Raw genomic sequence first — 21,974 nt, 5'->3', positions numbered from 1 at the left:
TCACCTACTGGTCGTCTACGGGCGCCCCGCGGCTCGCGGCGGCTCTGGTCGGGTCAGCTTCGTCCAGGCGGGGCGGTCGGTTCTTCGGGGGTTAGCAGGGGCCGTTGTCGGTCCACACATCCTGGGAGTTGTTGCCGGGCGTGTCGCCGTGGGTCCACCATCTGGCGGTCCAGGTGTGGTCGTTGTAGGACACCTTCTGGCCACCGGTATAGGTCGCCGAGGATTCCCACGCGGATTCGGTGCACTTTCCTGGACTTGGGTTGTCGGTCTTCCACGGCACTTGGCTCGATCGGTAGAAGTCGACGCCCATTACCTGCCAGCGCGGTCCCTGGGCGGCCAGCCGTTGCCGGAAGGCATTCCAGTTGTGGGTGGACTGCGGCGACCAGCCGAGTTCGGCGATGGCCGGCAGCCGGGGGAACGCCATGAATTCAATGTCGTCGATGTTCAGTAGGGTCTCCGACCACAGCGGCGCCTCGACGCCGAACACCTGCGACTCGGTCACGCCGGACAGGTACGCTCCCGGGTTCCATTCGTAAGCGGTCTGGACCTCGATGAAGCCCGCCCAACTCAGCCCGAGACGCGTGCTGGAGTTGTATTTCATGTCGAGGTAGGACTTGTTGGCGGGGGACATGAGGATCTTGTTGCCTCGCTTCGCCGCCGCCTGAACGCCCCCGTGCGATGTCTCCGTCCCCCAGTACTGCGGGACGGCCGAGGTGGGCGGGGTGGCGTTGACGATGTCGTGCCAGCCCACCGCGATCTTTCCCTGCTGCTGGACGAGCGGCAGCACCTTGTTGAGGAACGTGACGTAGTCCTGCTGGGGCGTGGCACTGGCCTCGTCGCCGCCGATGTGGAGGTACGGGCCGGGGGTGAGCGCCGCGACCTCGCGGACGACGTCGGCGACGAACTTGTAGGTGACGTCCTTGCTGATGCACAGCGAGCTGTAGCCGACCTCGATGTCGGTGCGGCGCGGCGGCGCGGTGTTGTTGCAGTTGAGCTCCGCGTACGAGGCGAGCGCCGCGTTGGTGTGGCCGGGCATGTCGATCTCGGGGACGACGGTGATGCCGCGGCTCTGCGCGTACGCGACGATGTCCCGGTACTGGTCCTGGGTGTAGTAGCCGCCCGGGGTGCCGCCGACTTCGAGTTCGCCGCCGTACGTCGCCAGCCGGGGCCAACTGTTGATCTGTATCCGCCAGCCCTGGTCGTCGGTCAGATGCAGATGCAGGTAGTTGACCTTGTACAGGGAGATCTCGTCCACGTACCGCTTGACCTCGTCGACGGTGAAGAAATGGCGGGCGACGTCGAGGTGGGCGCCGCGATAGGCGAACCGTGGATAGTCGACGATCCGTCCGCCGGGGATCACCCACGGACCCGGTTGCGTGCCGGTGCTCTCGACCGCCGCCGGGAGAAGCTGCCGCAGCGTCTGCACGCCTGCGAACAGACCGGCGGGCTTGTTCGCCCGGATCACCACGGCGGACGTCGTGACGTCCAGTTGATAGCCCTGGTCACCCACGGTCGGGTCGGCGCCGGTGAGCAGCAGCGATATGCCGTCGGTGGGCGTAGCGGACGCGGTCTTGACCGGCAGCGGATAGCCGGTCGAGCGACGCAGGAGAGCGGCGAGATAGTCGCCCACCCCGGCCGAACCAGCCTGGGTGTAGATCGCGGTGTCGCTGGTGATCGTGTGGTCGGCGCCCGTGGCCGGCTCGGCCTTGACCGGCGCCGGAACCACGTCCTGCATGCTCGCGACCTGGACGGCGGCGGCCGCCGGACGCACGCTCGCGTGCACCGCCGGCCCCGCACCGCCCACTGACAGCACCAGCGAGGAGAGGACGACCAAGAACTGCTTGGAGCGCGATCGCGCGCGCGGAAGGCGGGTGGAGTACATCGGGAGCGGGCCCTTTCAGCGGCGGGGGGGGGAATTGAAAGGTTTGTTTCCAGTGAGACCCGCTTCCCGCCCCCCTGTCAAGAGGTGTCCGCTCCCTGCGGGACCGGCGTGCTGGTTTCATGCGGTGAGCGGGCGTCCGCCGGCGGTTTCAGGAGGCCGGTCCCCCAGGCGACCGGGATCGTGACCACGGCGAAGATCAGGCCGGTGATCACAGTGGCGGGCGCGCCGTGCCCGTCGATCGCGACACCACCGCAGAACGCCCCGAAGGCGATTCCGATGTTGGCCGCGGAGACCGGCAACGACTGCGCGAGCTGCCCACCGGGGCCCGCCAGGGCGATCACCCGGACCTGCAGTGAGGGCACCATGCTGTAGAAGCAGAGACCCAAGGCGAGCAGCGCGACCGCGACGAGCCACGCGACCGATCCGACGAGGTACAGCACCAGCAGGCAGGCCGCGATGCCGACGGACCCGATGGTCAGGGTGCGTCCGGCGTTCCGGTCGGCGAACCTGCCGCCACCGAACGAGCCCGCAGCCGTGGCCGCGCCGTAGGCCAGGAGGAACACGCTCAGCATCGCGCCGGTGACGCCGGTTACGTCCTGCAAGAAGGGCACGAGGTAGGTCAGCGTCGCGAAGATCGCCGAGAACACGATGAAGTTGAGGAACAGCAAGGCGAGCACCTTGGGGGCGAATGCGTACCTGGCCTGGTGGGCGACGCCGGCTTCGGCGGGTGGCACGGTCGGGATAAGCGCCGCCGTGCCGATCAGCACCACCACGGCGCCCGCCACGATCGCCATGAACGATCCGCGCCAGCCGAGAGTCTGGCCGACCAGCGTGCCCAGCGGCACGCCGAGCGCCCCCGCCATCGCGACACCGGAGATGACGATCCCGATCGCCTTGCCGATGCGCTCCACCGGGACGACCGCCACGGCCGCCATGAACGCACCAGCGATGAACAGCCCCTGCAACGCGCCGATGAGGAAGCGCAACACGAGGAACAGAATGTAGAAATGGGTCAGCGCCGCGACCAAATTGCACACGATGAACAAGGCGACCGCGCCGCAGAGGACGGCCTTCTTCTCCATTCTGATCGTCAGCGCGGTCAGAATCGGACCGCCGATGGCCAGGCCCAACGCGTACACGGTCACCAGGGTGCCGGTCTCGGGAATCGTCACGTGGAAGTCGGCGGCGATGCGGTCCAGCACGCCGACCACGAGCAGCTCGCCGCTGCCTAGTACGAACATTCCCAAGAACAACGTGGCGAGAGCCAGATTGGACCTGGCCGGGCTCAATGTCGTCTGTCGGCTATTCATGTCCCCTCCGCGATGTACCAGGCCCGTAGCTCGGCGGACTCAGTCGACGAGCGCGCCACCGGACAGGTTGACGGTCGTCCCGGTCACGACGCGGGCCCGGTCTGAAGCCAGGAACGCCGCCGTCTCCGCGATCTCGGACAGTTCGGGCAGCCGCTTCAGCAGCGTCCCTTGCGCCAGTCCGCTCTCCAGGAATTCCTGCACCGACTGCCCGGACGCTTCCGCAGTCGCCTCGAAAAGCTCCTTCGTGTAGGAACCCGCCGCCGGCGCATCGGCGACGGCGTGCGGACGTATGCCGATGACCCGAATGCCGTCAGGCGCCAATTCCGCGGCCAGGACCCGGGCGAACGCCTCCTTGCCGGCCGCGCTCACCGCGTGCCCCAGGATGCCGCCGACAGCCAGTTTGGAGCCCGGCTCCGACAAGGTCAGGATGACGCCGGGACGTCCGCGGCCCATGTGCGGCGCCACCGCCTTGCTGGTGTTGAACAGCGCCCGCAGAAAGCCGTCGATCGGCCGCATGAACTCGTCCAGCGTTAGATCCGCCAGCGGTGTCCCTTGGTCGTGCATGACGCTGACGGCGTTGAGGGCGATGTCGATGCCGCCGGCCGCCGCCGCGACCGCGTCGGCGTGCTTCGCGACCGCCTGCTGGTCGAGGACGTCGACTCGCGCGGTCTCGACGGCCCCGCCTTCCGTGGCGATGTCACGCGCCACGGCGTCGAGTTTCGCCTGAGTCCGTCCGGCGATGAAGACCCGGGCGCCTTCCCGGGCGAAGACCCGGGCGACGGCGCCGCCGATGGCTCCTCCGCCTCCGTAGATCACGGCGTTCTTGTCCTTGAGTAGCAACCCGCTCACGTGTTCTCTCCCGTCCGTCACGGCCGCCGCCCGGTCTGGCGCCGCCGCTCGTGGTGAAGAGTAACCACAGTCGATTGTTAAAAACAACTACATCTGGCAGTAGTTTAGGATCGAGCGAGAAGAGGAGTGTGACCATGCCGACCAGCCGCAGCTATCGGGACTCCTGCGGGGTCGCCCGGGCCCTCGACGTCGTCGGGGAGCGGTGGGCCCTGCTGATCGTCCGCGAGCTGCTCCTGACGCCCCAACGATTCTCGGAGCTGCGGCACGCGCTGCCCCACGTCAGCTCGAACGTGCTCGCCGACCGACTACGGGAACTCGAGAACAACGGAGTGATTCACCGCGGACCGGCGGAAACGGAAGGTTCGACGGCCTACCAGCTCACCGAATGGGGCCGGAACCTGGAACCGATCGTCCGGGGCCTGGGCGAATGGGGAGTCGACGCGCCCCAGCCCCCCGAGCCGTCCGCGCTCAGCGCCAGCTCCGTGCTGATCTTCCTAGAGGACGCCGCCCGACCCGATCCCAAGGCACCGCCTACGGTCTGCCGCCTGGACCTCGGAGGCCGGGTCTGGACAGTACGTCTGGCGGACGGGCGCCTACGCGTGCAAGCCGGAGAGACGGCGACAGCGGACGCCTCGCTACGCGCGGACCCCAAGACGCTCAGCACCCTGCTGAACGACCCGTCCACCCTCGAAACCGCGCGCGCCAACGGCAGCATCGCCGTAGTAGGAGACCTATCAGCCATCCGCCGCCTACTCCACACGATCCCCCGCAACGACCACCCCACCACCCCGTAACGAGCGGCCCCGCCCCGCCGAACTCGGCCTCCGCCTTTTCCCCGAAAAGCAGAAGTGCGGGCCGAGGTATGCCTCGATGCCCGCACTGTGTGAGAGGAAGGTATGTGTCCGAGGGGCGACACGCCCAGTAAACCCACACCACATCACCGCCACCGGTACGGTGTGCGCAAGGTAAATAGCGGCTGCGCCTGCAGACGGCGACCCGTGGGGGCGTCTCGGTGGACGCGGCCAGACCGATTCGGGGCGATTTGCGCCTCCGGGCGCCTTTCGCTGGGCGCCCATGCTCTGTGTACCCCTATGGGATTCCATGCAGACCGGCGCATGCCCCAATTGCCCCCGGTGCCCGGCTCACCATCCCAGGCAGGTTCGTACCCCCTGAAGGAGCGGGGACGTGCCGGTGGAGCGATCACAACCATTTACACATGCCCCGCCGTCCCATCAGTGATCCATACCGGATCATCGTCGGTATGTAGCCCGGCGCCTGGCTGCAGCGGCGTGTTCTCCAGCCTAACTGATCTGGGAGATCAGTCGAAACATGCCCCTTTAAAGCCCTGATCAGCTTACGTGATGTCTCCAGCATCCCCTTCGGTGAGACTCCGTGTCATGAGGGGAATGCTGCAGCATCGTGAGCGTTTGCAAGGTTGATGGCAGGCCGATGTGGTCGACTAGAGGGATGGTTGACTTCTCCGTGCCATTGAATGATGGGCAGCTTGAGGTTCTACGGTGGATTTGCCAGGGATGTCCGGAAGGTGCAATAGAGGGGCATTCCTATAAGCGAATCGCTGTCGCTTTGCAAGATCGGAGACTGGTGAAGATCTCCAAGCAGGAGGGCGCCTGGCGCGCCGAGGCCACGGACGCTGGACGCCACTACATCAAACACGGTGACTATCCACACGGCTTCTGGACAAGCCGGAAGTTCCCGCTGTCAGGCTCCCAAGAATCTCGATCAGAAATCCCTGCGCAACATGCTCCCAAGAAAACTGACGGAGCGGGGGTTTCTGCGACTTCTGAGAACGCTCGGCGAGTCGAGTCAGCAAAGCGGATTTCGGTCACCGAAAATGTAATCGCTGCTGGCGGTGAGCTCCGCGTCAACGGCCAGGAGGAGAAGACCAATTATGATCAGCGAGTTGCCGCTGCTATCCGGCATGGCAAGGTTCCAGAGGGGAAGCTGCTCGTCATCGAGCGCGGCAGGACTTGGGGGGAACGGATCATCCGCCTGCAGGATCCTCCGGAGTGGATGACCGCAGTCCTGGCACCGATCTCCGTACCCGGGCACCTGTGTAAACCACACAAGATCGTGGCAGCGCTCAAGGGCGACACAGATCTGCTCCGCGTGACCACGCAGGTAAGGAGTCGAGCGTGCCGCCTCCTTCAGGCACTCATCACTGAGGCCGAGCGCCGTGGCCATACGGTTCGGCTCGCCAGCCATGCCAGCCGCTCTCCGCGATGCGACTCTTCTGGCGAAGGACTGCTCACGGTGAGGATCTCCGGACATGATTTCGGAGTACATCTCACCCAGCAGTACCACAAGGTCGAGCATGTGCCTACGGCCACGGAGTTACGTCGTGCCGAACGTGAGTCCTGGTACCGGATCCCGACAAGCCAAGCGATCGCCTGACCATCTCCCTCGCCAACGGGCGTCAGTACCGCCACTCCAACTGGTCGGACAGCACCAAGGTCCAGCTGGAAGAACTGCTTCCACAGATCCTTCAGGAACTGGAACTACGTGCCGGTTTCGCTGAGCAGCAGCGTTTGGAGGAAGAACACAAGGAGGCCGAACGGCAGCGACAGTGGGAGGTCGCAATGGAACGAGCCGAAGCTGCCTTCCGTGAGGACTGTCGCGCCAAGATTCTGCACAAGCAACTCTCTTGCTGGCAGACCGCAGAGGCACTGGACGCCTACCTGACTGCGATGCGGGCCAAGATCGAAACGTTGCCGGAAGAGGCTGAAAGGGAGGCTGCGTGGGCATGGCTGGACTGGGCTCAGGACTACCGCCGGAGGATGGACCCCCTGTCGGTACCGCCTGCCATGCCCGCGATCCCAAAGCTGGCACACAGCGACCTCGAACGCTTCCTCGATGGCTGGAGCCCGTACGGCTCACACGTAGGACGAGGGTGGCGCTGAGCTGGCCGTGCGTCACGACAGATTCCGCGATTGCCAGGGCGCAAGGCAGCCGCCGACCGGGCAATCCGGCGGAGGCTGCATTCGAGAAATCGGATCAGGTAGGCGCAATAACGCCAAACTGCGACAGACTGCCAGGATAAATCCCGCTCGTAGTGCGCCGTCTCCACATTACGCGGTGGAAGTTATCCACTTACTCACATGCCGTCCTGTGATGTGGTGAACTGCTCCCCGTGACTCGCCAGAGGCTGACGGATCGCCAGGTCGACACCCTACGCTGGATTGCGGACGGCTGTCCCGAGCGTTTGTGGGCGGATGAGACGCACAAACACACCGCTCGTGCGCTGGAGAGCCGTGGTCTTGTCGAAGTCAGGCGCAAGCGCAAGATCTGGACAGCCACTATCACCGAGGCCGGCAAGTACTACATCGAGCACGGTTCGTATAAGCCGAATCCCGTATTCCAAGCCGAACGTTCTGAGGACGAACGGCCCCCTAGCCGGAGAAGGCACACAGACGCCCCTGCTGCTGACCTGGTACCGGATGCTACCGCGGGTGCCATGAGACGCGTCGCCAGCCGCGGCAACCCCACCGTGGTCAGGCAAACGAAACGGGAGATCAGGGAGACATACATGCGCTACAAGGTCGTGGTGACGCGGGTCCAAGTGGCCGAACGCTTTGTGCGAGCCGTCAATGAGGAGGACGCCGCGGCCAAGGTACAGGAAGAGTTCGATCGTCCCTATGGCTACTTCGGCTCGTGGAAGACGACCACCTCGGAGGTCGACGTGATCGAAGCCGAGCAGACCACCGTGATCGGGCCGACACACCTATCGAAGGAAGGGCCGCTGCTGCTCAGCATCAAGGATGCGGCGAAGGCACTCGGCATCAGCTACTCAACCCTGTACCAGATGATGAACCAGGGGGACATCGAGTGGATTTCCATAGGGTCGCGCAAGTTTATTTCCCGCGAGCATCTGATGGAATTCATCAAGATGAATACACATAAGGGGTACTATCGGGCGCGTTGAAAAAGGTAATTGGATTGGTGAAGCTCTCCGATTCGGGTTCGGACTGCCTCGAGCAGTGGGCTGCACGCAGGACCACCCACCATCAAGCTCCTGCCCACCCCGGAGCAGACCTTGATCACAAGCTAAACGACATTGGCCAACTACATCGGGATTTGTTGCTCATGATCCCCCGTTGGCGCCCAGCGCGGGGGCTGGCCATGGGTCCGCCTGCTTGAAGGCGGGCAGGAACAGCGCGGCCGGGATCGCCACCACGATCAGCGCTGCCGCCACCAGGTGGGCGGTCGCCATCCCGGCCGTGTAGGCGGTGGACGCGGTTTCCCGCAGGGCTTGGCCGGAGCCGCCACCCATCTCGGCGGAGGCCCTGATTGCGGCGGTCAGTTCGCTCGCCGCCTGTCCGCTCGTCGCACCGGTCATGTCCGCGCGAAAATGCAAGGCGGTTATGCTACCGAGGACCGCTGTCCCGAACGTGCCTCCGAGATAGCGGCCGGTGTCCGCGATGGCGGACACGGCCCCGGCCTTTTCCTGCGGCTGCGTGTTGATCATTGCCAGCGGTACAAGCGGCAGGATTGTGCCCATACCGAGCCCCACCAGCAGCAATGCCGCGAGTACGATGCCGAAACCGGAGTCCGGTGTCGCCGCCGACATCACCACCAGGCCTGCTGCGACGAGCACCAGGCCTGACAACACCACTGCCCGCAGGCCCCAGTGGTCGGCCAGCTTGCCTGCGGCCAGGAACGCGACGACCGTCGTGGCCACGACTGGCAGGACCCCCACCCCCGCCTCGAGAGGCCGGTAATCGAGGACGAGTTGCAGGTACTGCGTCAGCACGAAGAGGCTTCCCAGTAGCGCGAAGTAGCACCAGAACAGCACGGTGACACCGGCGGCCAGGACCCGGTTCAGACCTTGCAGGTCGAGCATCGGCTCGCGAGCGCGCCGCTGCCAGGCGACGAAGGCCGCAAGGATCGTTGTGCCTGTAGCCGTGAGTCCCAGGACTCGCAGGGAGAGCCAGTCATTCCCGGGTAGGCCCACGATTGCCCACACCAGCGCGCTTGTCCCGGCGGTCGCCAGTGTGGCGCCGCGCCAGTCGAACGGGCGCGTGTCCTCCTTCCGTGCCCGCGTCTCCGGAACGAGTTTCCAGGCCAGCAGCGTGGGCGGGATGAGGAGGGCGACGTTGAGGAGGAACACGCTCGGCCAGGAGAACAGGTCCAGCAGTACACCCCCGAGCAGCGGGCCGAGCGGTGCTCCGAGGAGACCGGCCGCTCCCAGTACTCCAGAGGCGAGCGCTCTGTTCGAGACGTCGAAGACGGCGCTGATGGTCGATAGGCCGGTGGGGATCACGAATGCCGCACCGGCACCCATGACCCCGCGCCCGGCGATCAGCGTGGGTACGGAGTCGGCCCGCGCGGCACAGGCTGATCCGGCGATGAGGAGTGCTAGGCCGATATACAGTGAGGTCTTGCGGCCGATGCGGTCGGCGGTGGCACCGCCGAGGGCGAGCAGCCCCGCCAGGGCCAGTGTGTAGGCGTTCACGACCCAGGACAGCGCGGCGGTATCGGCACCCGGCATGCTCCCAATTACGGGAAGGGCGACGTTGACCAGGGTCGCGTCCAGCGTCGTGACCATCGCCAGCCAGCAGAACACCGCGAGCGTCCACCAGCGGGCCTGGGAGTGGTCAGACGTTCCCATCATCTGTCCCATACTTGGAAAGCGATCACCAACCGCGGGTTCGGCGCCGCCATCATTTCCTGGACGTGCACTAGGGCGATCCGGCCCTGGTCAGTCTTCACACAGAGCCTGTCGCCTTGGCCCAGGTCGGCATTATTGAACCGGCTCACGCGAGCGGCTCTGTTCCGCAGAAGGGCACGGCATTCCGCGGCCCCGGCCGGCTGGTCACGAGCGATCTTGACGAAGCCCGGCACTCTTGAGGCGTTGCTGATGTCATGGAAGTTCAGGATGATCTCGGCCGGGCCGCCCTTGCGGCGGTAGCCGATGAGGACCTCGGTCCCACCGTGGCCTGGCTCGCCTGTGTCCAGATCGATCTTGTCGAGATGGTTTTTGAAGACACTGGTCGACGGGCGCAGCACGCACCCGCTGCGGTTCTGGACAAGCGGTGATGCGACCGGGCGGCGCTCGTCGCACCTGGCGCCGCGGGCACCATGCAGCAGCCCGGCCACCGCGCCTGTCGCAGCGATCGCCGCCACGGTCATGCTGAGCAGCACGCTCGCCGTTCTCGTCCGACCTGTTCGGCGTAGGGTCGCGGCCCGTCCGGACGGTTCCACGCTGGCCGCGAGCCGGGATTCATGACGCTCGTGCCGGAACTGGTACACGCCCCCGACGCGCCGTAGCACCGGCCTGCCGTTGTCGTCGCGGAAGGCGCCGTCCAGGAACTTCATCAGATGCAGGGGCAGTCGGCGGAAGCATGCGAGCCAAATCCGGGTGACCAGGAAGTGCGCCCACGCCGCCTGCGTCGCCCGGTAGACAGCGATGGTGATGCCGATCGTGAAGGCCGCGGCGAAGGGCGGGGGCAGATCGGATGGGCGGACGAGGAGCTCAACGGCCAGCGCGGCGGGGAGCCCCGCTAGCAGGCCGCTGACGAGCATGTTCACCAGCACCGCGCGGCGGTCCTGCACCAGAACGCCGGACGGCAGCACGGCCCTGGTGGTGTCGGTCTGGGTATGCAGCCCCGGGATCACACCGATCCCGCTCGCGAACGGGGCGACAATGAGGCCTACCAGCGCGACCGGCCAGGCCGCGGAAAAGCCGAAGAGGGCCATGACCGCGAGAGCGAATGCGGACGCCCCGATGATCCCCACCCGCAGGCCGCCCGTAAGCCTGGGTAGCAGGGGGCCCGACTTGCGCCTGCGGCGCCACGCCATCACCACCGGTTCGGGTGGGCTCTTAGCGGCCTGCCAGGCAGCGGTGCCGATCGCGGCGGCGGCGACGAGCCCGAGCCCCAGCGCGACGCCGCCGAAGTCCCGGGCGGCCCAGAGCCCCGCGTCGATCCCGGCTACCGGTCCGAGTTCGAGACCGACCTCGATGGCGCGGCCCAGCCCGACGCCGACCATGACCCCCAGGCCGGTCAGCAATCCGCCAGCGGTGGCGAACGCGCCTCCTGTCACGGGCAGCGGGGTGATTCTGGTCAGCTGCCACCAAGCGATCTTGGTGGTCGCCAGGTGCCGCATGGCGAAGGCGAGAAAGCCCAGGTAGCGCCGTGCTCGGTCGGCGTCCTCGTCGAACGCGGCGGGGATGAGCTGGTCCAGCAGGCGCTCCTCGACGGCCGCACGGTCCCCGAGGCCGATCAGCTCGTCGGGATCGTGGGCGCGGTCGGCGTAGATGCTGGCCGCCAGCCAGACCATGAGCGGTGTCGACAGCGCCTCGGCCAGGGGACCCTCGGGGTGCTCCTTCATATTTGCGAACACGCGATCCCACTTGTCCGCCCAGCGCGGCGGCGTCATGTCGCGTAGGTGGCGCTCGGTCTCGTCGGAGCCGACGGGTAGGACCTCCAAGACGGGAGCGCCGAGCAGCACCGGGTGGTAGCGTCCGCCCTTCCCTTCCGTCCGAGTGAGCGCCTCCTCATACTCCCGGACCCGGCAGGTGACGATCACCGGACGGTCGGCCTCGTTGAGCTGCGACACCGTTCTGGCGGTGGACCCGCCCCAGCTCTCCAGGCCGTCGAGGACGGGCAGCACCCTTCCGGTGCGCACCAAGTCCCGGGCGAGGGCGCGGTCCCCCACGTAGAGCCCGTACTTGTCGACCAGTTGGCTGGCGATCCAGTCGTCCAACCGCTCCTCGCGCAACTCCCCGTCACCAAGCGACAGCAGGATCGCCACGGGCAGGCGTTCGGCCTCGTCCTGCTCCTCCTCCGGCCGCTTCGCCCGCCGTTCGCGCCGTTCCAGTAACGCGATCGCAAGATTCCTGGCCAGCTCCGTCTTGCCCGCGCCGCCCTCCCCGAGGATCGCCAGCCGCCGGTGCGGCAGGCGTGCGAACGCATCGATCAGGGGGGCCAGATCGTCGGAGACGAACTCCGAGTTCCAACGCTCGTGGTCCTCCTCAGGAATGATCCCGGGGACGGGATTCTCCACATCTCTGCGACGGGTCCTTGAGAGCCGCAGCGGTAGCGGCTTGATCCGCTTTTGCTGCTCGTCCCTGAGTTGCTCCTTGACCGCACCGGACAGTTCATCCGCGATCTCGTCGAGTTCCCTGGCGGTAAGGCGGCCCCGGCGACGCCGACGTCGGCCGGGTCCTCGGCCGATCGTCACGTTGAGGAAGGTGATGTTCCTGTTCTTGATGGACAGCCACCCGCTGCTTGCGATGCCGCCGTCGCCGGATGCCGAAGCGTCTCCGGTGTCACTGGTGTTCATGGTGCGACCAGCCCCGCGGTAGCTACGGTCAACCTTCCTTAACTCCGGTGTTGGCATCACCACCGTCCCCAGCTTCGGCTTCGCCGGTGTCCTCCACTTCGGCCCTGCGGACCGTTGCTGCGGAGCCCATCACGCCGGTGTTGGCGGTCCCACCCGTACCGACGCGCGCCGTCCCGGTCCGGGCCACCCGGATCGGCGCGTCGGACCGGGACCGCACCCGGGATCCTGGGAGCGCTGCCCAAACTGTCACCCCCAGAGAGCCGACCGCGATGACGGCGGACACCATGGGGGCGACCTGGGTGGCGTCGTCCCACTGCAGCACCGCGAACAATCCGGTCAGCGCGGTCACTGCCGCACCCGTCAACGCGAGAACCGTATGGCGCATCTTCATTGCGATCACCGTCCAGCGAACATGCCACACCTGGCACCCTGAATGATCAATTTCTGATAGCTATTCCTACCATCGACCGAGACGCCCCACCCCCTGAATCAAGCAGTTGATTTGGTCGCCTTGACGGCCAACTCGATGTTGCGCTGACGGACGCGAAACGGGAAGATGATCACGTTCGCAACGGAACACCCGCCCTCCGAGCGCGCTGCACCAATTTGCATTTTTGGGCAACCTTAATGAAGGACGTGCCAAGGGTGAACTATGCGGAACGACACCAGCCCACCGTCCTGCGTCGGAACGGTAAGACCAACTCCCTTGGGCTGTCAGCGATGAACATGGGCCAGTCCAAGGGGCAGATCCTCGACCGCGTGCTGATCTTCCTCACCAGCAGCATGAAGACCTACCTGGACACCCGCAGCCCACCGACGCAGGCGACCGCGCCAGGTTCTACGTCGCTGTTACACGCGCCCGCCATAGCGTGATTATCGTCATGGATAAATAACCCTTTTGCGGCTTAGCTTCCAGGTGGTCTAGATCGTCAGGGGGCTCCGATGCGGCACCGCTGGGTGTCACTACCGTTGGCGACCGACAACGACTGGGTACTCCGGGCGCCAGTACTTCCGCTCGGGAAGAGCCAGGAGCAGGTGCAAATCTGCTGGAGCGTGGTTTAGCGACCTGTGCGACTGTCGTGAGAATGCCACGGCGCAGTCGAAGGTGGTGGAGATTCCGTGCCAGCCGCCGGGAACGAGGGTGGTGGCCTGGTCCGGCCCCCAGGTTCCTTTGGTAGGGGAGGGGTTGGGTGGGGAGGTCGAGGACGGGCTGGATGATGCGCCAGGATTCTTCGGCGAGGTCGAAGCGGACGAAGCGGCGGGGGTCGCCGGTGATGGCGTCGGTGAGGATGCGCTGGTAGGCCGCTTCCATCGGGCCCAGGACCTTGGTGAAGTCCACGCTGAGCGGGACTTGCCGGGTGCTGCCGCGCCCGGGGACCTTGGCGAGCAGGTCGAATGTGACTCCCGCGTCGGGCTGAATGCGGAAGCGGATCAGATTGGGCTCTGGGGCGCCGTCGAACAAGCCCGGCGATGTGGACATCCAGCGGCGGGCGTGGCGGTGGGCGGTGGCCCACCGCCACGCCCGCGGATGATCCCCCGCCGGGGAAGGCGATCGGCAGCCAGTTCGGGCGTAGCGGGCGTTGGGGACGACTGGTCAAGCAAGCTGGCCGCACTGGACGTCTCGACCCCGTCGCCTCGTAGCGAGCCGCACGTACCAGGGAGTAGTGCCCACGCGGGGGCACCGCGAAGGACCGTTTGTCCGCAGAAGCGCCGACCAGTGCATGGGCGTGTGCACAGGCGAATGGCTGGCGATGGCCGCCCTTCCTGTTGTGTCATGCCTGGTGTCCTGCCGCTTGAGCAACTACTGACTTGTCGTGATCTCGGCGGACCGTGGAGGCCAGGCTGTCCGGGGTCTTTCTTCTCCTCGCCGGTCCCACCATGGCGTCCATGTCGCCTGGCTCCTTGCGGCCCATGCCTCTTATTACGGAGGCCGAGGTTCCCCCTTCAGTCAACTGCTTGTCGCTCGCAACGGCGGTTACCGGCAGTGGCCGCCCCAGCGACGACTCAGGGCTCTGGCATCGGCTTCACCGTCCAACTCGGCTGTGCAGCACGGGGACGGTGAAACGGGGCCGGGGCCGGTCACATGTCGAGTGGCCGGACGAGCGTGTAGGAGTTCGCGCCTACCATTGCGATGGGGAGGCGGCGATGGACTTCGAGGAGATCAGTGCGCTGCGGCGGCAGAGCGCAGCCTGGCGGTTGCTCCGGGCCGACCATGCCCCTTTGGTTCTGAGTTTCCTTGGTCGTGTCTTCGTTGATGACAATGTGCGTGCCATCTCGGCCACCGATCTGGCGGGCCGCTTGGACGATGAGTTGTACGCGCTCAACGAGCGGCTGGGCCCGGACTCCTTCCCGAAGGCCGCCAAGGCTTATCTGGACGACTGGGCCGACCCCAAGTCTGGCTATTTGCGTAAGTACTACCCGGAAGGGGCGGACGAGCCCCATTATGATGCGACGCCGGCGGTGGAGAAGGCGCTGTCCTGGATCAGGGCCCTGGCTGAGCGGTCGTTCGTGGGCACCGAGTCCCGGCTGAACACGATCTTCGAGTTGTTGCGGCAGATGGTGTTCGGGGCGGAGACCGACCCGCAGGCACGGCTTGCGGAGCTGAGACGGCGCCGCGGTGAGATCGACGAGGAGATCGCACGGGTCGCCGCCGGAGACTTCCAGCCGCTGGGGCCGACCGCTCAACGAGAGCGTTACCAGCAGTTCACCAGTACGGCGCGGGAATTGCTGGCCGACTTCCGCGAGGTCGAGGCCAATTTCCGTGCGCTCGACCGGCGGCTCAGGGAGAAGATCTCCACTTGGGACGGAGCGAAGGGCGCGCTGCTGGACGACATCCTCGGCAACCGCGAGAGCATCGCCGACTCCGATCAGGGCAGGAGCTTCCACGCCTTCTACGACTTTCTTCTGTCGAGCGCGCGCCAGGACGAACTGGCCGCGCTGCTGGAGCAGGTCCAGGGGCTTGCCGAGATCTCCGAGCCCGATCCGCGCATGCGCTACGTTCATCACGATTGGCTGGATGCCGGTGAGCGTACTCAGGCGACCGTCCGGCAGCTGTCGGAGCAGCTCCGCCGGTTCCTCGACGACCAGGTGTGGGCGGAGAACCGGCGGGTCGTCGAGATCGTCCGGGACATCGAGAAGCACTCCCTGGCGGTCCGGGCTGACGGTGCCGTACCAGTGACCACCGAACTGGACGGGACCGCTCCCCAGCTGGGTCTTCCGATGGAACGCCCGCTTTATTCGCCGCGTGTCAGGAGGCCGGTCAACAGTACAGCGATCGAAGTGGGTAGACAGGGGTTCGAGATCGATCCGCTCTTCGAGCAGTTCTACGTCGATCGGGCGAAGCTCGGGGCCACGGTCAGACAGGCTCTGCAGGGCACATCGCAGATCGGCTTGGCCGAACTGATCCGGCGGGAGCCGCTGACGCAGGGGCTGGCCGAGCTCGTCAGCTATCTGGCGTTGAGCGACGACACGTTCAGCCTGGTCTTCGACGAGTCACGGTCGGACCGGGTGACCTGGCGGGACGAGGAGGGCAACGAGCGCCAGGCGACCCTGCCGAGAGTGACGTTCTGCAGGGTGGGAGAGACGCGATGAGCGCTGAGCTCTCCCTCGCGGTCACCCAGGTGATGAAGGGCGTCGTCTACCGTGACACCCACGAGAAGGCGTGGCGGCACCTGGTCGATCTGCAGGCGCAGGTCAGGGACCACGTCGCGGTGCTCGGGCTGCTCCTGATCATCGACGAGGCCGAGGGTTATGCGTTCCTTCGGTCCCGTCCCGATGATGAGGGCGATTACGACGGCCTTCCGCGGCTCATACCGCGCCGCTCGCTCTCCTTCCATGTCAGCCTGCTGCTGGCACTTCTGCGCAAGCGGCTTGCGGAGTTCGACGCGCGCGGTGCGGAGACCCGGCTGATGCTGAGCCGGAGCCAGATCGTGGAGATGCTGGCGCTGTTCCTACCGGACGGCAGCAACGAGGCGCGTCTGGTCAACCAGGTCGACGCGCATATCAACAAGGTCGTCGAGCTCGGATTTCTGCGGCGGGTCACCGGCCAGGACGACCTCTTCGAAGTCCGGCGAATCCTCAAGGCATTTGTGGACGGCCAGTGGCTGGCGGGGCTCGAGGAAGGGCTCGCGTCGTACATGGGCGAGATGTCCGGTAACACGGAGGAGACACAGTGACCGACGCGCTGTTCAGTTCGGTCGAGCTTGACGGATCGCAGCCGGAGAATCCGGTGGGGCATCGGCTGAGCCGCCTGGAGGTCTACAACTGGGGCACCTTCCATGACAGGGTGTGGACGTTCGAGATCGGCGGCCGCAACGGTCTGCTCACCGGGGACATTGGTTCGGGAAAGTCCACGATCGTCGACGCCGTGACCACACTGCTCATGCCCGCACACCGCATCGCGTACAACAAGGCCGCCGGCGCGGACACCAGGGAGCGCAGCCTTCGGTCATATGTTCTGGGTTTCCACAAATCCCAGCGCAACGAGGAGACCGGGACCTCGCAACCGGTCGCGTTGCGCGGCTCGGACTCCTTCTCGGTGATCGTCGGGGTGTTCGCCAACGAGGGGTACGCGGCGACGGTCAGCCTCGCGCAGGTGTTCTGGATGAAGGACGCCAACCAGCCGGAGCGCTTTTATGCGATTGCTGACCGTGACCTGTCGGTGGCCGGTGATTTCGCCGACTTCGGTACCGACATCACCGCGCTGAAACGGCGGCTGCGCCGTTCCGGGGCCCGGACATTCGACACCTTCCCCGACTATGGGCGGGATTTTCGGCGGCGCCTGGGAATCGAGTCCGAGCAGGCGATGGATCTGCTCCATCAGACCGTGTCGATGAAGTCGGTCAGCGACCTGAACGAGTTCGTCCGTGATCACATGCTCGAACCGTTCGACGCGGCGTCCTGGACGACGAAATTGATCGCGCACTTCGACGACCTGACCCGAGCGCACGACGCGGTGAAACGAGCCGAGGAGCAGCTCCAAGCGCTGACGCCGCTGCTGGAGGAATGCGAGCGATACGACGCGCTGCGCGACGAGATCGACGGACTGAGCGGCCAGCAGAAAGCCTTGCGGTACTTTTTCGCGGACCGGAAGGCGACGTTGCTGCGGCAACGTATCGAAACGCTGGAGGGGGAACTCGCCGCCGGGCAGCGGGAAGAACAAACGCTCAAGTCGCGGATCGAAGGGCTGCGCCGCAGACATGACACCCTCGTCCAGGAACGCGAGGGCAAGGGCGGCGCCCGGATCAGCGAGCTGGAGAAACTGATCGCGGACGCGACCAGGGCACGGGACGACCGGGGCGTGAAAGCGCGCGTGTTCGGTGACCGGCTGGCCGAGGTCTCCTTGCCGCCGGTGGACACGGCGCAGCAGTTCGCGGCCCGGACGCGTGAGATCGCCGATCTGTCCCAGGCGACCGAGGCGAGGCTCACCGGCCTGCAGACGGACTTGGACGACCTCGGCGTCGAACGAAAGCGGTTGACCGAGCGCGCCGACGAGCTCGGCGAGGAGATCCGCAGCCTTCGCCACCGCAAGAACAATCTGCCCCGGCGCAGCCTTGACCTGCGGACCTGGCTGTGCCGGGAATTGGACGTGGGAGAAGCGGATCTTCCCTTCGCCGGGGAGCTGATCCGGGTCCGCCCGCAGGAGAGCCGCTGGGAGGGTGCGGCGGAACGGCTTCTCCGTCCGTTCGCGCTGTCGATGCTCGTGCCCGAGGACCTTTACACCGAGGTATCGGACTGGATCAACGAACACCACCTCGGCACGCGCCTGGTCTACTACCGGGTGCCCGCGACCCTTCCGGCGGGGACGCCCGAGGCCCGCGTGGCGGGGCCGGTGCTGGCCGCCAAGCTCGACATCAAAGACTGCGAGTTCTATCCGTGGCTGGAGCGGGAACTGGCCGTACGAGCCGGTCACCTGTGCGCCGAGAACATGACCGAACTCCGCCGGGCCGCACGGGCCGTGACAGCGGCCGGCCAGATCAAGGACGGCCGCGGCCGTCACGAGAAGGACGACCGGACCCGGATCGACGACCGCAGCCAATACGTCCTGGGCTGGACCAACGAGCAGAAGATCGACGCCCTCCTGCGGCAGGCCGCGGCCGTCCAGGAAGGACAGAACAACCTGGACGCACGGCACAAGACGCTGCAGAAGGGGCGCGGGATCTGCCTCGCCCACGTCAAGACACTTACGCAGCTCGCGGAGACCACCGACTTCACCGATCTCGATTGGCAGGGACAGGTCAATCTGATCGAGGATCTGGCACAGGAACTGAACCTGCTGCGGATGTCCTCACGGGAGCTGGAACGTCTCACCACGGAGATCGACGTGACCGGTCAGGAGCTGACGAACACCGAGAAACAGCAGAAGGACTGCTTCAAACGCATCGGCAGCTTGGAGGACCGGCTGGCGGCCGACCGGAAGAAGGCGGAGGAGACAGCCGGGATTATCGCCGAGCCGGACGCGGTGGACGCGACAACCTACTTCGCCGACCTCGCACGACAGTTTCCCGGCACCGACGACCCCGCCGAGTGCGACCGCGCCGAGACCAGCGCCGGCAGGATGCTCAGCGACAAGATCGGCCGCCGCCACAAGGCTCAGAACTCCCTCGCCGCCCGGATCGGCTCGCACATGGCCGATTTCCGTAAGGCCTACCCGAACGAGACCACCGAGTTCGACGACTCGGTCGACTCGGCACCCGGTTACCGCGAACTGCACGCCCGCCTCATCGGCGATGACCTCCCCCGGTTCCGCGAGCAGTTCAAGACATACCTGAACACCAACACCATCAACGACATCGCCGGTTTCAGCTCCAAACTGACCCAGCAGGCGGACCTGATCCGCAGGCGCGTCGACGTCATCAACGACTCGCTGCTGGCCGTCGAATACAACCCCGGCCGATACATCCGCCTGCTGGCCGAGCCGAGCCCCAACACCGAGGTACGCGATTTTCAGCGCCAGTTGCGCGACTGCACGGCCGGTGCCCTGTCATCCGACCATTCCGACCAGTACTCCGAGGAGAAATTCCTCCAGGTCAGTGCCCTGATCGAACGGTTCCGCGGCCGCGACGGCCTGACGAGCGAGGACCGGGTCTGGACCAGACGCGTCACCGACGTGCGCAACTGGTTCGTCTTCTCGGCGTCCGAACGGTGGCGCGAGGACGACTCCGAGCACGAGACCTACTCCGACAGCAGCGGGAAGTCTGGCGGGCAGAAGGAGAAACTGGCGTACACGATCCTGGCCGCGTCACTGGCCTACCAGTTCAAACTGGAATGGGGGGTGACCCGTTCGAAGACCTTCCGGTTCACGGTGATCGACGAGGCGTTCGGCCGCGGTTCCGACGAGTCCACCCGGTTCGCCCTCCGGCTCTTCCGCAACCTCGGCCTCCAGTTGATGATCGTCACCCCGCTGCAGAAGATCCACGTCATCGAGCCGTTCGTCTCCGCGGTCGGCTACGTCGACAACGTCAACGGTCAGTACTCACGGCTCCAGAACCTCACCATCGAGGAGTACAAGGCCCGCCGGCTCGCGCACGCGGTCCCAGGGCAATGACCTGGACCACGCCCCGCGACGTCCGGGCCCTGCTGCTCAAACGCTGGTCGTCCGGTACGTACCTGGCCAGGCTCGCGTCCGGCGAGCCCTGGTGCCCGCTGTCGGTGCCGATCCGCGGCCCGCGCTCGGGTGAGCTGGCCTCCCGGTTCGAGGAGATCCGCGGCTGGGTGGCCCAGTGGGAGGCCGAGCCCCGGCTGCGCCTGGAGTACAAACGGATGGGCGGCAGAACCCTCGGTGTCAACACGATCCCCGCCCGCGCCTGGATCGACGACGAGGAAACGCTCTGGGCCCTCCTCAAGACGGCCGACGACGTGCGGACCTTCTGCACTCTCCACGAAGCCGCTGGCATGCCCCGCATTGCCGCCTGGATGGCCGCCAACCCGATGAAGGTCCTCGGACTCGCCGGAGACTGGCCGTCGATCACGGCAACGGTGCGCTGGGTCGAGGAGCGGGCCCGACCCGGGATGTACCTGCGGCAGATAGACGTTCCTGGCGTGGACACCAAGTTCATCGAACGTCATCGGGGTGTCCTCGCCGCGCTGCTCGACGCGCAACTCGACCCGGAGCGGATCCGCGACGACCTGCCGCGCTCGGACTTCGAGGGCCGCTACGGCTTCCGCAAGAAGCCCGGGCTCGTCCGCTTCCGGTTCCTGGACGGGAGGAGCCTCGCCGACTTCACCGAGATGACCGTCCGGGTCGCGGAGTTCACTCAGCGTCCCGCCGGAACAGGCACCGTCTACGTCGTCGAGAACGAAGTCAGCTACCTGGCGTTCCCCGAGGTGACCGGAGCCATCGCGATCTTCGGCGGCGGCTACTCCGTGGGCCTGCTCGAATCGCTCCCCTGGCTGGCCGAGACCGAACTGATCTACTGGGGCGACATCGACACCCACGGATTCGCCATTCTCGACCGGCTTCGCAGCCGCTTCCCACACGCCGCCTCAATGCTCATGGACCGCGGAACGCTGCTGGCCCACCGGGCGCACTGGACCCGTGAACCGAGCCAGGCCACCCAGCCCCTCACTCACCTCGCCCCGGCCGAGGTCCAGCTCTGGCAGGAGTTGTGCGCCCAGACCCACGGCCGCTCCATACGCCTGGAACAAGAACGCATCCGCTTCTCCGTCGTCCAGAACCAGATCGCGCGCTGAAACTCGCGGTGGCTACGACGTTCGTGAATGGTCCGGGTGACGTCCGGGCGCCCAGGAGTGCAGAAGCCGCAGCCCGATCAGCGCCAGCGCCGGTATGGGGATCATCGGCTATCTCCGCGGCAGGCGCAGCCGGGCCTGCATGTCCGGCAGTCGTTGCCTTCCACCGGAGTTCGGGTACCGGCGGAGGCGGGCAGGGTGCAGCAGGCGTCGCCGCACCATGCCTCGCGTCCTTCTTTGACCGCCACGGCGGCGATGACCAGGGCGGCGATCGGGTCGGCCCAGCTCCAGCCGAAGAGGCTGTTGACGGCCAGGCCCACCAGCAGGACGGCCGACAGGTAGGTGCACAGCAGCGTCTGCTTGGATTCGGCCACCGCGCTCGCCGATCCCGGTTCGCGGCCGGCTCGCCGCTGCGCGTACGACAGGCCCGGCATGATCGCCAGGCTCGGCCAGCACCAGCCCGGCCGTAGAGTGCTCGCCTCCTCGCTGCCCAGCAGGGCCGGCACCGAGTCGCCGGTGACGTAGACGGCGAGGGCGAAGAACGCCACCGCGATGATCTGCAGCGCGCGCCGTTCGCGCCGTTCGACGACATCGGGATCGTGGGCGGAGAACTGCCAGGTGACCGCGGCGGCGGAGGCGACCCCGATCACCGAGTCCAGCCCGAACGCCACCAGCGCCCCCGAGAAGGCGACCGTCCTGGCGCTGATCGCGACTACCGGACCGCGGCCGCCACCGGCCACCACGAGCGCACCGCCCGGCTGCTCGGCCTGGCCGACCAGGTCTGGGACACCGTTGGTCGGCCGCAGGCTGGCGTCCCCGCCTAGGGCGTGTTTCAAAAGGGGTGCTGGTGCGGTCGGTTGCCGGTGTGTCGCTGACCGATAAGCAGCGAGGTCTCCGGTAGATGGTTCTTCGACCAAGAAGACCAGTGTCCCGGAGACCTCGTG

Annotated in this window: 17 protein-coding genes; 9 read left to right on the top strand and 8 right to left on the bottom strand. The window is 66.4% G+C overall.

What is annotated here, in order from left to right; genetic code table 11:
* Positions 1-91: 91 nt before the first annotated feature.
* The 3 genes from FXF65_RS43090 to FXF65_RS43080 all read right to left on the bottom strand — a co-directional run bounded on the left by FXF65_RS43090 (position 92) and on the right by FXF65_RS43080 (position 4,041).
* A complete protein-coding gene (locus FXF65_RS43090; protein WP_222869066.1) occupies positions 92-1,783 on the bottom strand; it encodes a family 20 glycosylhydrolase in 1,692 nt (563 codons plus the stop codon).
* A gap of 176 nt (positions 1,784-1,959) precedes the next feature.
* Complete coding sequence (locus FXF65_RS43085) at positions 1,960-3,123, bottom strand: MFS transporter (protein WP_281289016.1); 1,164 nt, start codon at positions 3,121-3,123, stop codon at positions 1,960-1,962.
* Between the two features lie 108 nt (positions 3,124-3,231).
* Positions 3,232-4,041, bottom strand: a complete 810-nt coding sequence (locus tag FXF65_RS43080; protein WP_148356276.1) for an SDR family NAD(P)-dependent oxidoreductase — start codon at positions 4,039-4,041, stop codon at positions 3,232-3,234.
* A gap of 134 nt (positions 4,042-4,175) precedes the next feature.
* Here FXF65_RS43080 and FXF65_RS43075 point away from each other — a divergent pair, with 134 nt between their 5' ends.
* The 4 genes from FXF65_RS43075 to FXF65_RS43060 all read left to right on the top strand — a co-directional run bounded on the left by FXF65_RS43075 (position 4,176) and on the right by FXF65_RS43060 (position 7,981).
* A complete protein-coding gene (locus FXF65_RS43075; RefSeq protein WP_148356275.1) occupies positions 4,176-4,835 on the top strand; it encodes a winged helix-turn-helix transcriptional regulator in 660 nt (219 codons plus the stop codon).
* A gap of 808 nt (positions 4,836-5,643) precedes the next feature.
* Positions 5,644-6,453 carry a hypothetical protein gene (locus tag FXF65_RS43070; protein ID WP_148356274.1) on the top strand — a complete coding sequence of 270 codons (810 nt, stop codon included), beginning with the start codon at positions 5,644-5,646 and terminating at the stop codon, positions 6,451-6,453.
* 134 nt (positions 6,454-6,587) lie between these two features.
* Positions 6,588-6,959 carry a hypothetical protein gene (locus tag FXF65_RS43065; RefSeq protein ID WP_148356273.1) on the top strand — a complete coding sequence of 124 codons (372 nt, stop codon included), beginning with the start codon at positions 6,588-6,590 and terminating at the stop codon, positions 6,957-6,959.
* Between the two features lie 230 nt (positions 6,960-7,189).
* Complete coding sequence (locus FXF65_RS43060; RefSeq protein ID WP_148356272.1) at positions 7,190-7,981, top strand: helix-turn-helix domain-containing protein; 792 nt, start codon at positions 7,190-7,192, stop codon at positions 7,979-7,981.
* 159 nt (positions 7,982-8,140) lie between these two features.
* Here FXF65_RS43060 and FXF65_RS43055 read toward each other — a convergent pair whose 3' ends face one another.
* Genes FXF65_RS43055 through FXF65_RS43045 form a run of 3 tightly spaced genes read right to left on the bottom strand, consistent with a single transcriptional unit; the run spans position 8,141 to position 12,733 of the window.
* Entirely contained in the window at positions 8,141-9,679 is a 1,539-nt protein-coding gene (locus FXF65_RS43055) for an MFS transporter (protein WP_148356271.1), read from the bottom strand.
* Positions 9,667-12,342 carry an NACHT domain-containing protein gene (locus tag FXF65_RS43050; RefSeq protein WP_148356270.1) on the bottom strand — a complete coding sequence of 892 codons (2,676 nt, stop codon included), beginning with the start codon at positions 12,340-12,342 and terminating at the stop codon, positions 9,667-9,669. Before FXF65_RS43050 ends, FXF65_RS43055 begins: the two co-directional genes overlap by 13 nt.
* A 28-nt stretch (positions 12,343-12,370) precedes the next feature.
* Positions 12,371-12,733, bottom strand: a complete 363-nt coding sequence (locus FXF65_RS43045; RefSeq protein WP_148356269.1) for a hypothetical protein — start codon at positions 12,731-12,733, stop codon at positions 12,371-12,373.
* Between the two features lie 254 nt (positions 12,734-12,987).
* Here FXF65_RS43045 and FXF65_RS43040 point away from each other — a divergent pair, with 254 nt between their 5' ends.
* Entirely contained in the window at positions 12,988-13,215 is a 228-nt protein-coding gene (locus tag FXF65_RS43040) for a hypothetical protein (protein WP_148356268.1), read from the top strand.
* Here the strand turns inward: FXF65_RS43040 and FXF65_RS46385 are convergent.
* Positions 13,181-13,822: a hypothetical protein gene (locus FXF65_RS46385; protein ID WP_148356267.1), complete on the bottom strand. Its 642-nt coding sequence runs from the start codon at positions 13,820-13,822 to the stop codon at positions 13,181-13,183. The genes FXF65_RS43040 and FXF65_RS46385 overlap by 35 nt on opposite strands.
* Positions 13,823-14,487: 665 nt before the next feature.
* On the opposite strand from FXF65_RS46385, the gene FXF65_RS43030 reads away from it, so the two are divergent.
* Genes FXF65_RS43030 through FXF65_RS43015 form a run of 4 tightly spaced genes read left to right on the top strand, consistent with a single transcriptional unit; the run spans position 14,488 to position 21,033 of the window.
* Complete coding sequence (locus FXF65_RS43030) at positions 14,488-15,933, top strand: DUF3375 domain-containing protein (protein WP_148356266.1); 1,446 nt, start codon at positions 14,488-14,490, stop codon at positions 15,931-15,933.
* Positions 15,930-16,517, top strand: a complete 588-nt coding sequence (locus FXF65_RS43025; RefSeq protein WP_222869064.1) for a DUF4194 domain-containing protein — start codon at positions 15,930-15,932, stop codon at positions 16,515-16,517. The genes FXF65_RS43030 and FXF65_RS43025 overlap by 4 nt, the downstream gene beginning before the upstream one ends.
* Positions 16,514-19,888, top strand: coding sequence for an ATP-binding protein (locus FXF65_RS43020; RefSeq protein ID WP_148356265.1), 3,375 nt, complete (start codon positions 16,514-16,516; stop codon positions 19,886-19,888). The genes FXF65_RS43025 and FXF65_RS43020 overlap by 4 nt, the downstream gene beginning before the upstream one ends.
* The gene (locus tag FXF65_RS43015) at positions 19,885-21,033 is read left to right on the top strand and encodes a Wadjet anti-phage system protein JetD domain-containing protein (RefSeq protein ID WP_148356264.1); all 1,149 of its coding nucleotides are present in this window, start codon (positions 19,885-19,887) and stop codon (positions 21,031-21,033) included. Before FXF65_RS43020 ends, FXF65_RS43015 begins: the two co-directional genes overlap by 4 nt.
* A 101-nt stretch (positions 21,034-21,134) precedes the next feature.
* On the opposite strand, the gene FXF65_RS43010 is transcribed toward FXF65_RS43015, so the two are convergent.
* Entirely contained in the window at positions 21,135-21,866 is a 732-nt protein-coding gene (locus FXF65_RS43010) for a cation efflux transmembrane domain-containing protein (protein ID WP_246199510.1), read from the bottom strand.
* Between the last annotated feature and the right edge of the window lie 108 nt (positions 21,867-21,974).

Origin of the sequence: Actinomadura syzygii, from assembly GCF_008085905.1 — a bacterium.
GTDB classification, from domain to species: Bacteria; Actinomycetota; Actinomycetes; order Streptosporangiales; family Streptosporangiaceae; genus Spirillospora; species Spirillospora syzygii.
Note: the sequence above shows the minus strand (reverse complement) of the source record. Positions and strands in the feature narration are given on the sequence as shown.

Excerpts from the sequence above, each read along its gene's own strand:
- FXF65_RS43050 (WP_148356270.1), bottom strand. The coding sequence starts at position 12,342 with ATGAACACCAGTGACACCGGAGACGCTTCGGCATCCGGCGACGGCGGC.
- FXF65_RS43085 (WP_281289016.1), bottom strand. The coding sequence starts at position 3,123 with ATGTTCGTACTAGGCAGCGGCGAGCTGCTCGTGGTCGGCGTGCTGGAC.
- FXF65_RS43030 (WP_148356266.1), top strand. The coding sequence starts at position 14,488 with ATGGACTTCGAGGAGATCAGTGCGCTGCGGCGGCAGAGCGCAGCCTGG.
- FXF65_RS43045 (WP_148356269.1), bottom strand. The coding sequence starts at position 12,733 with ATGAAGATGCGCCATACGGTTCTCGCGTTGACGGGTGCGGCAGTGACC.
- FXF65_RS43025 (WP_222869064.1), top strand. The coding sequence starts at position 15,930 with ATGAGCGCTGAGCTCTCCCTCGCGGTCACCCAGGTGATGAAGGGCGTC.
- FXF65_RS43075 (WP_148356275.1), top strand. The coding sequence starts at position 4,176 with ATGCCGACCAGCCGCAGCTATCGGGACTCCTGCGGGGTCGCCCGGGCC.
- FXF65_RS43055 (WP_148356271.1), bottom strand. The coding sequence starts at position 9,679 with ATGGGACAGATGATGGGAACGTCTGACCACTCCCAGGCCCGCTGGTGG.
- FXF65_RS43015 (WP_148356264.1), top strand. The coding sequence starts at position 19,885 with ATGACCTGGACCACGCCCCGCGACGTCCGGGCCCTGCTGCTCAAACGC.
- FXF65_RS46385 (WP_148356267.1), bottom strand. The coding sequence starts at position 13,822 with ATGTCCACATCGCCGGGCTTGTTCGACGGCGCCCCAGAGCCCAATCTG.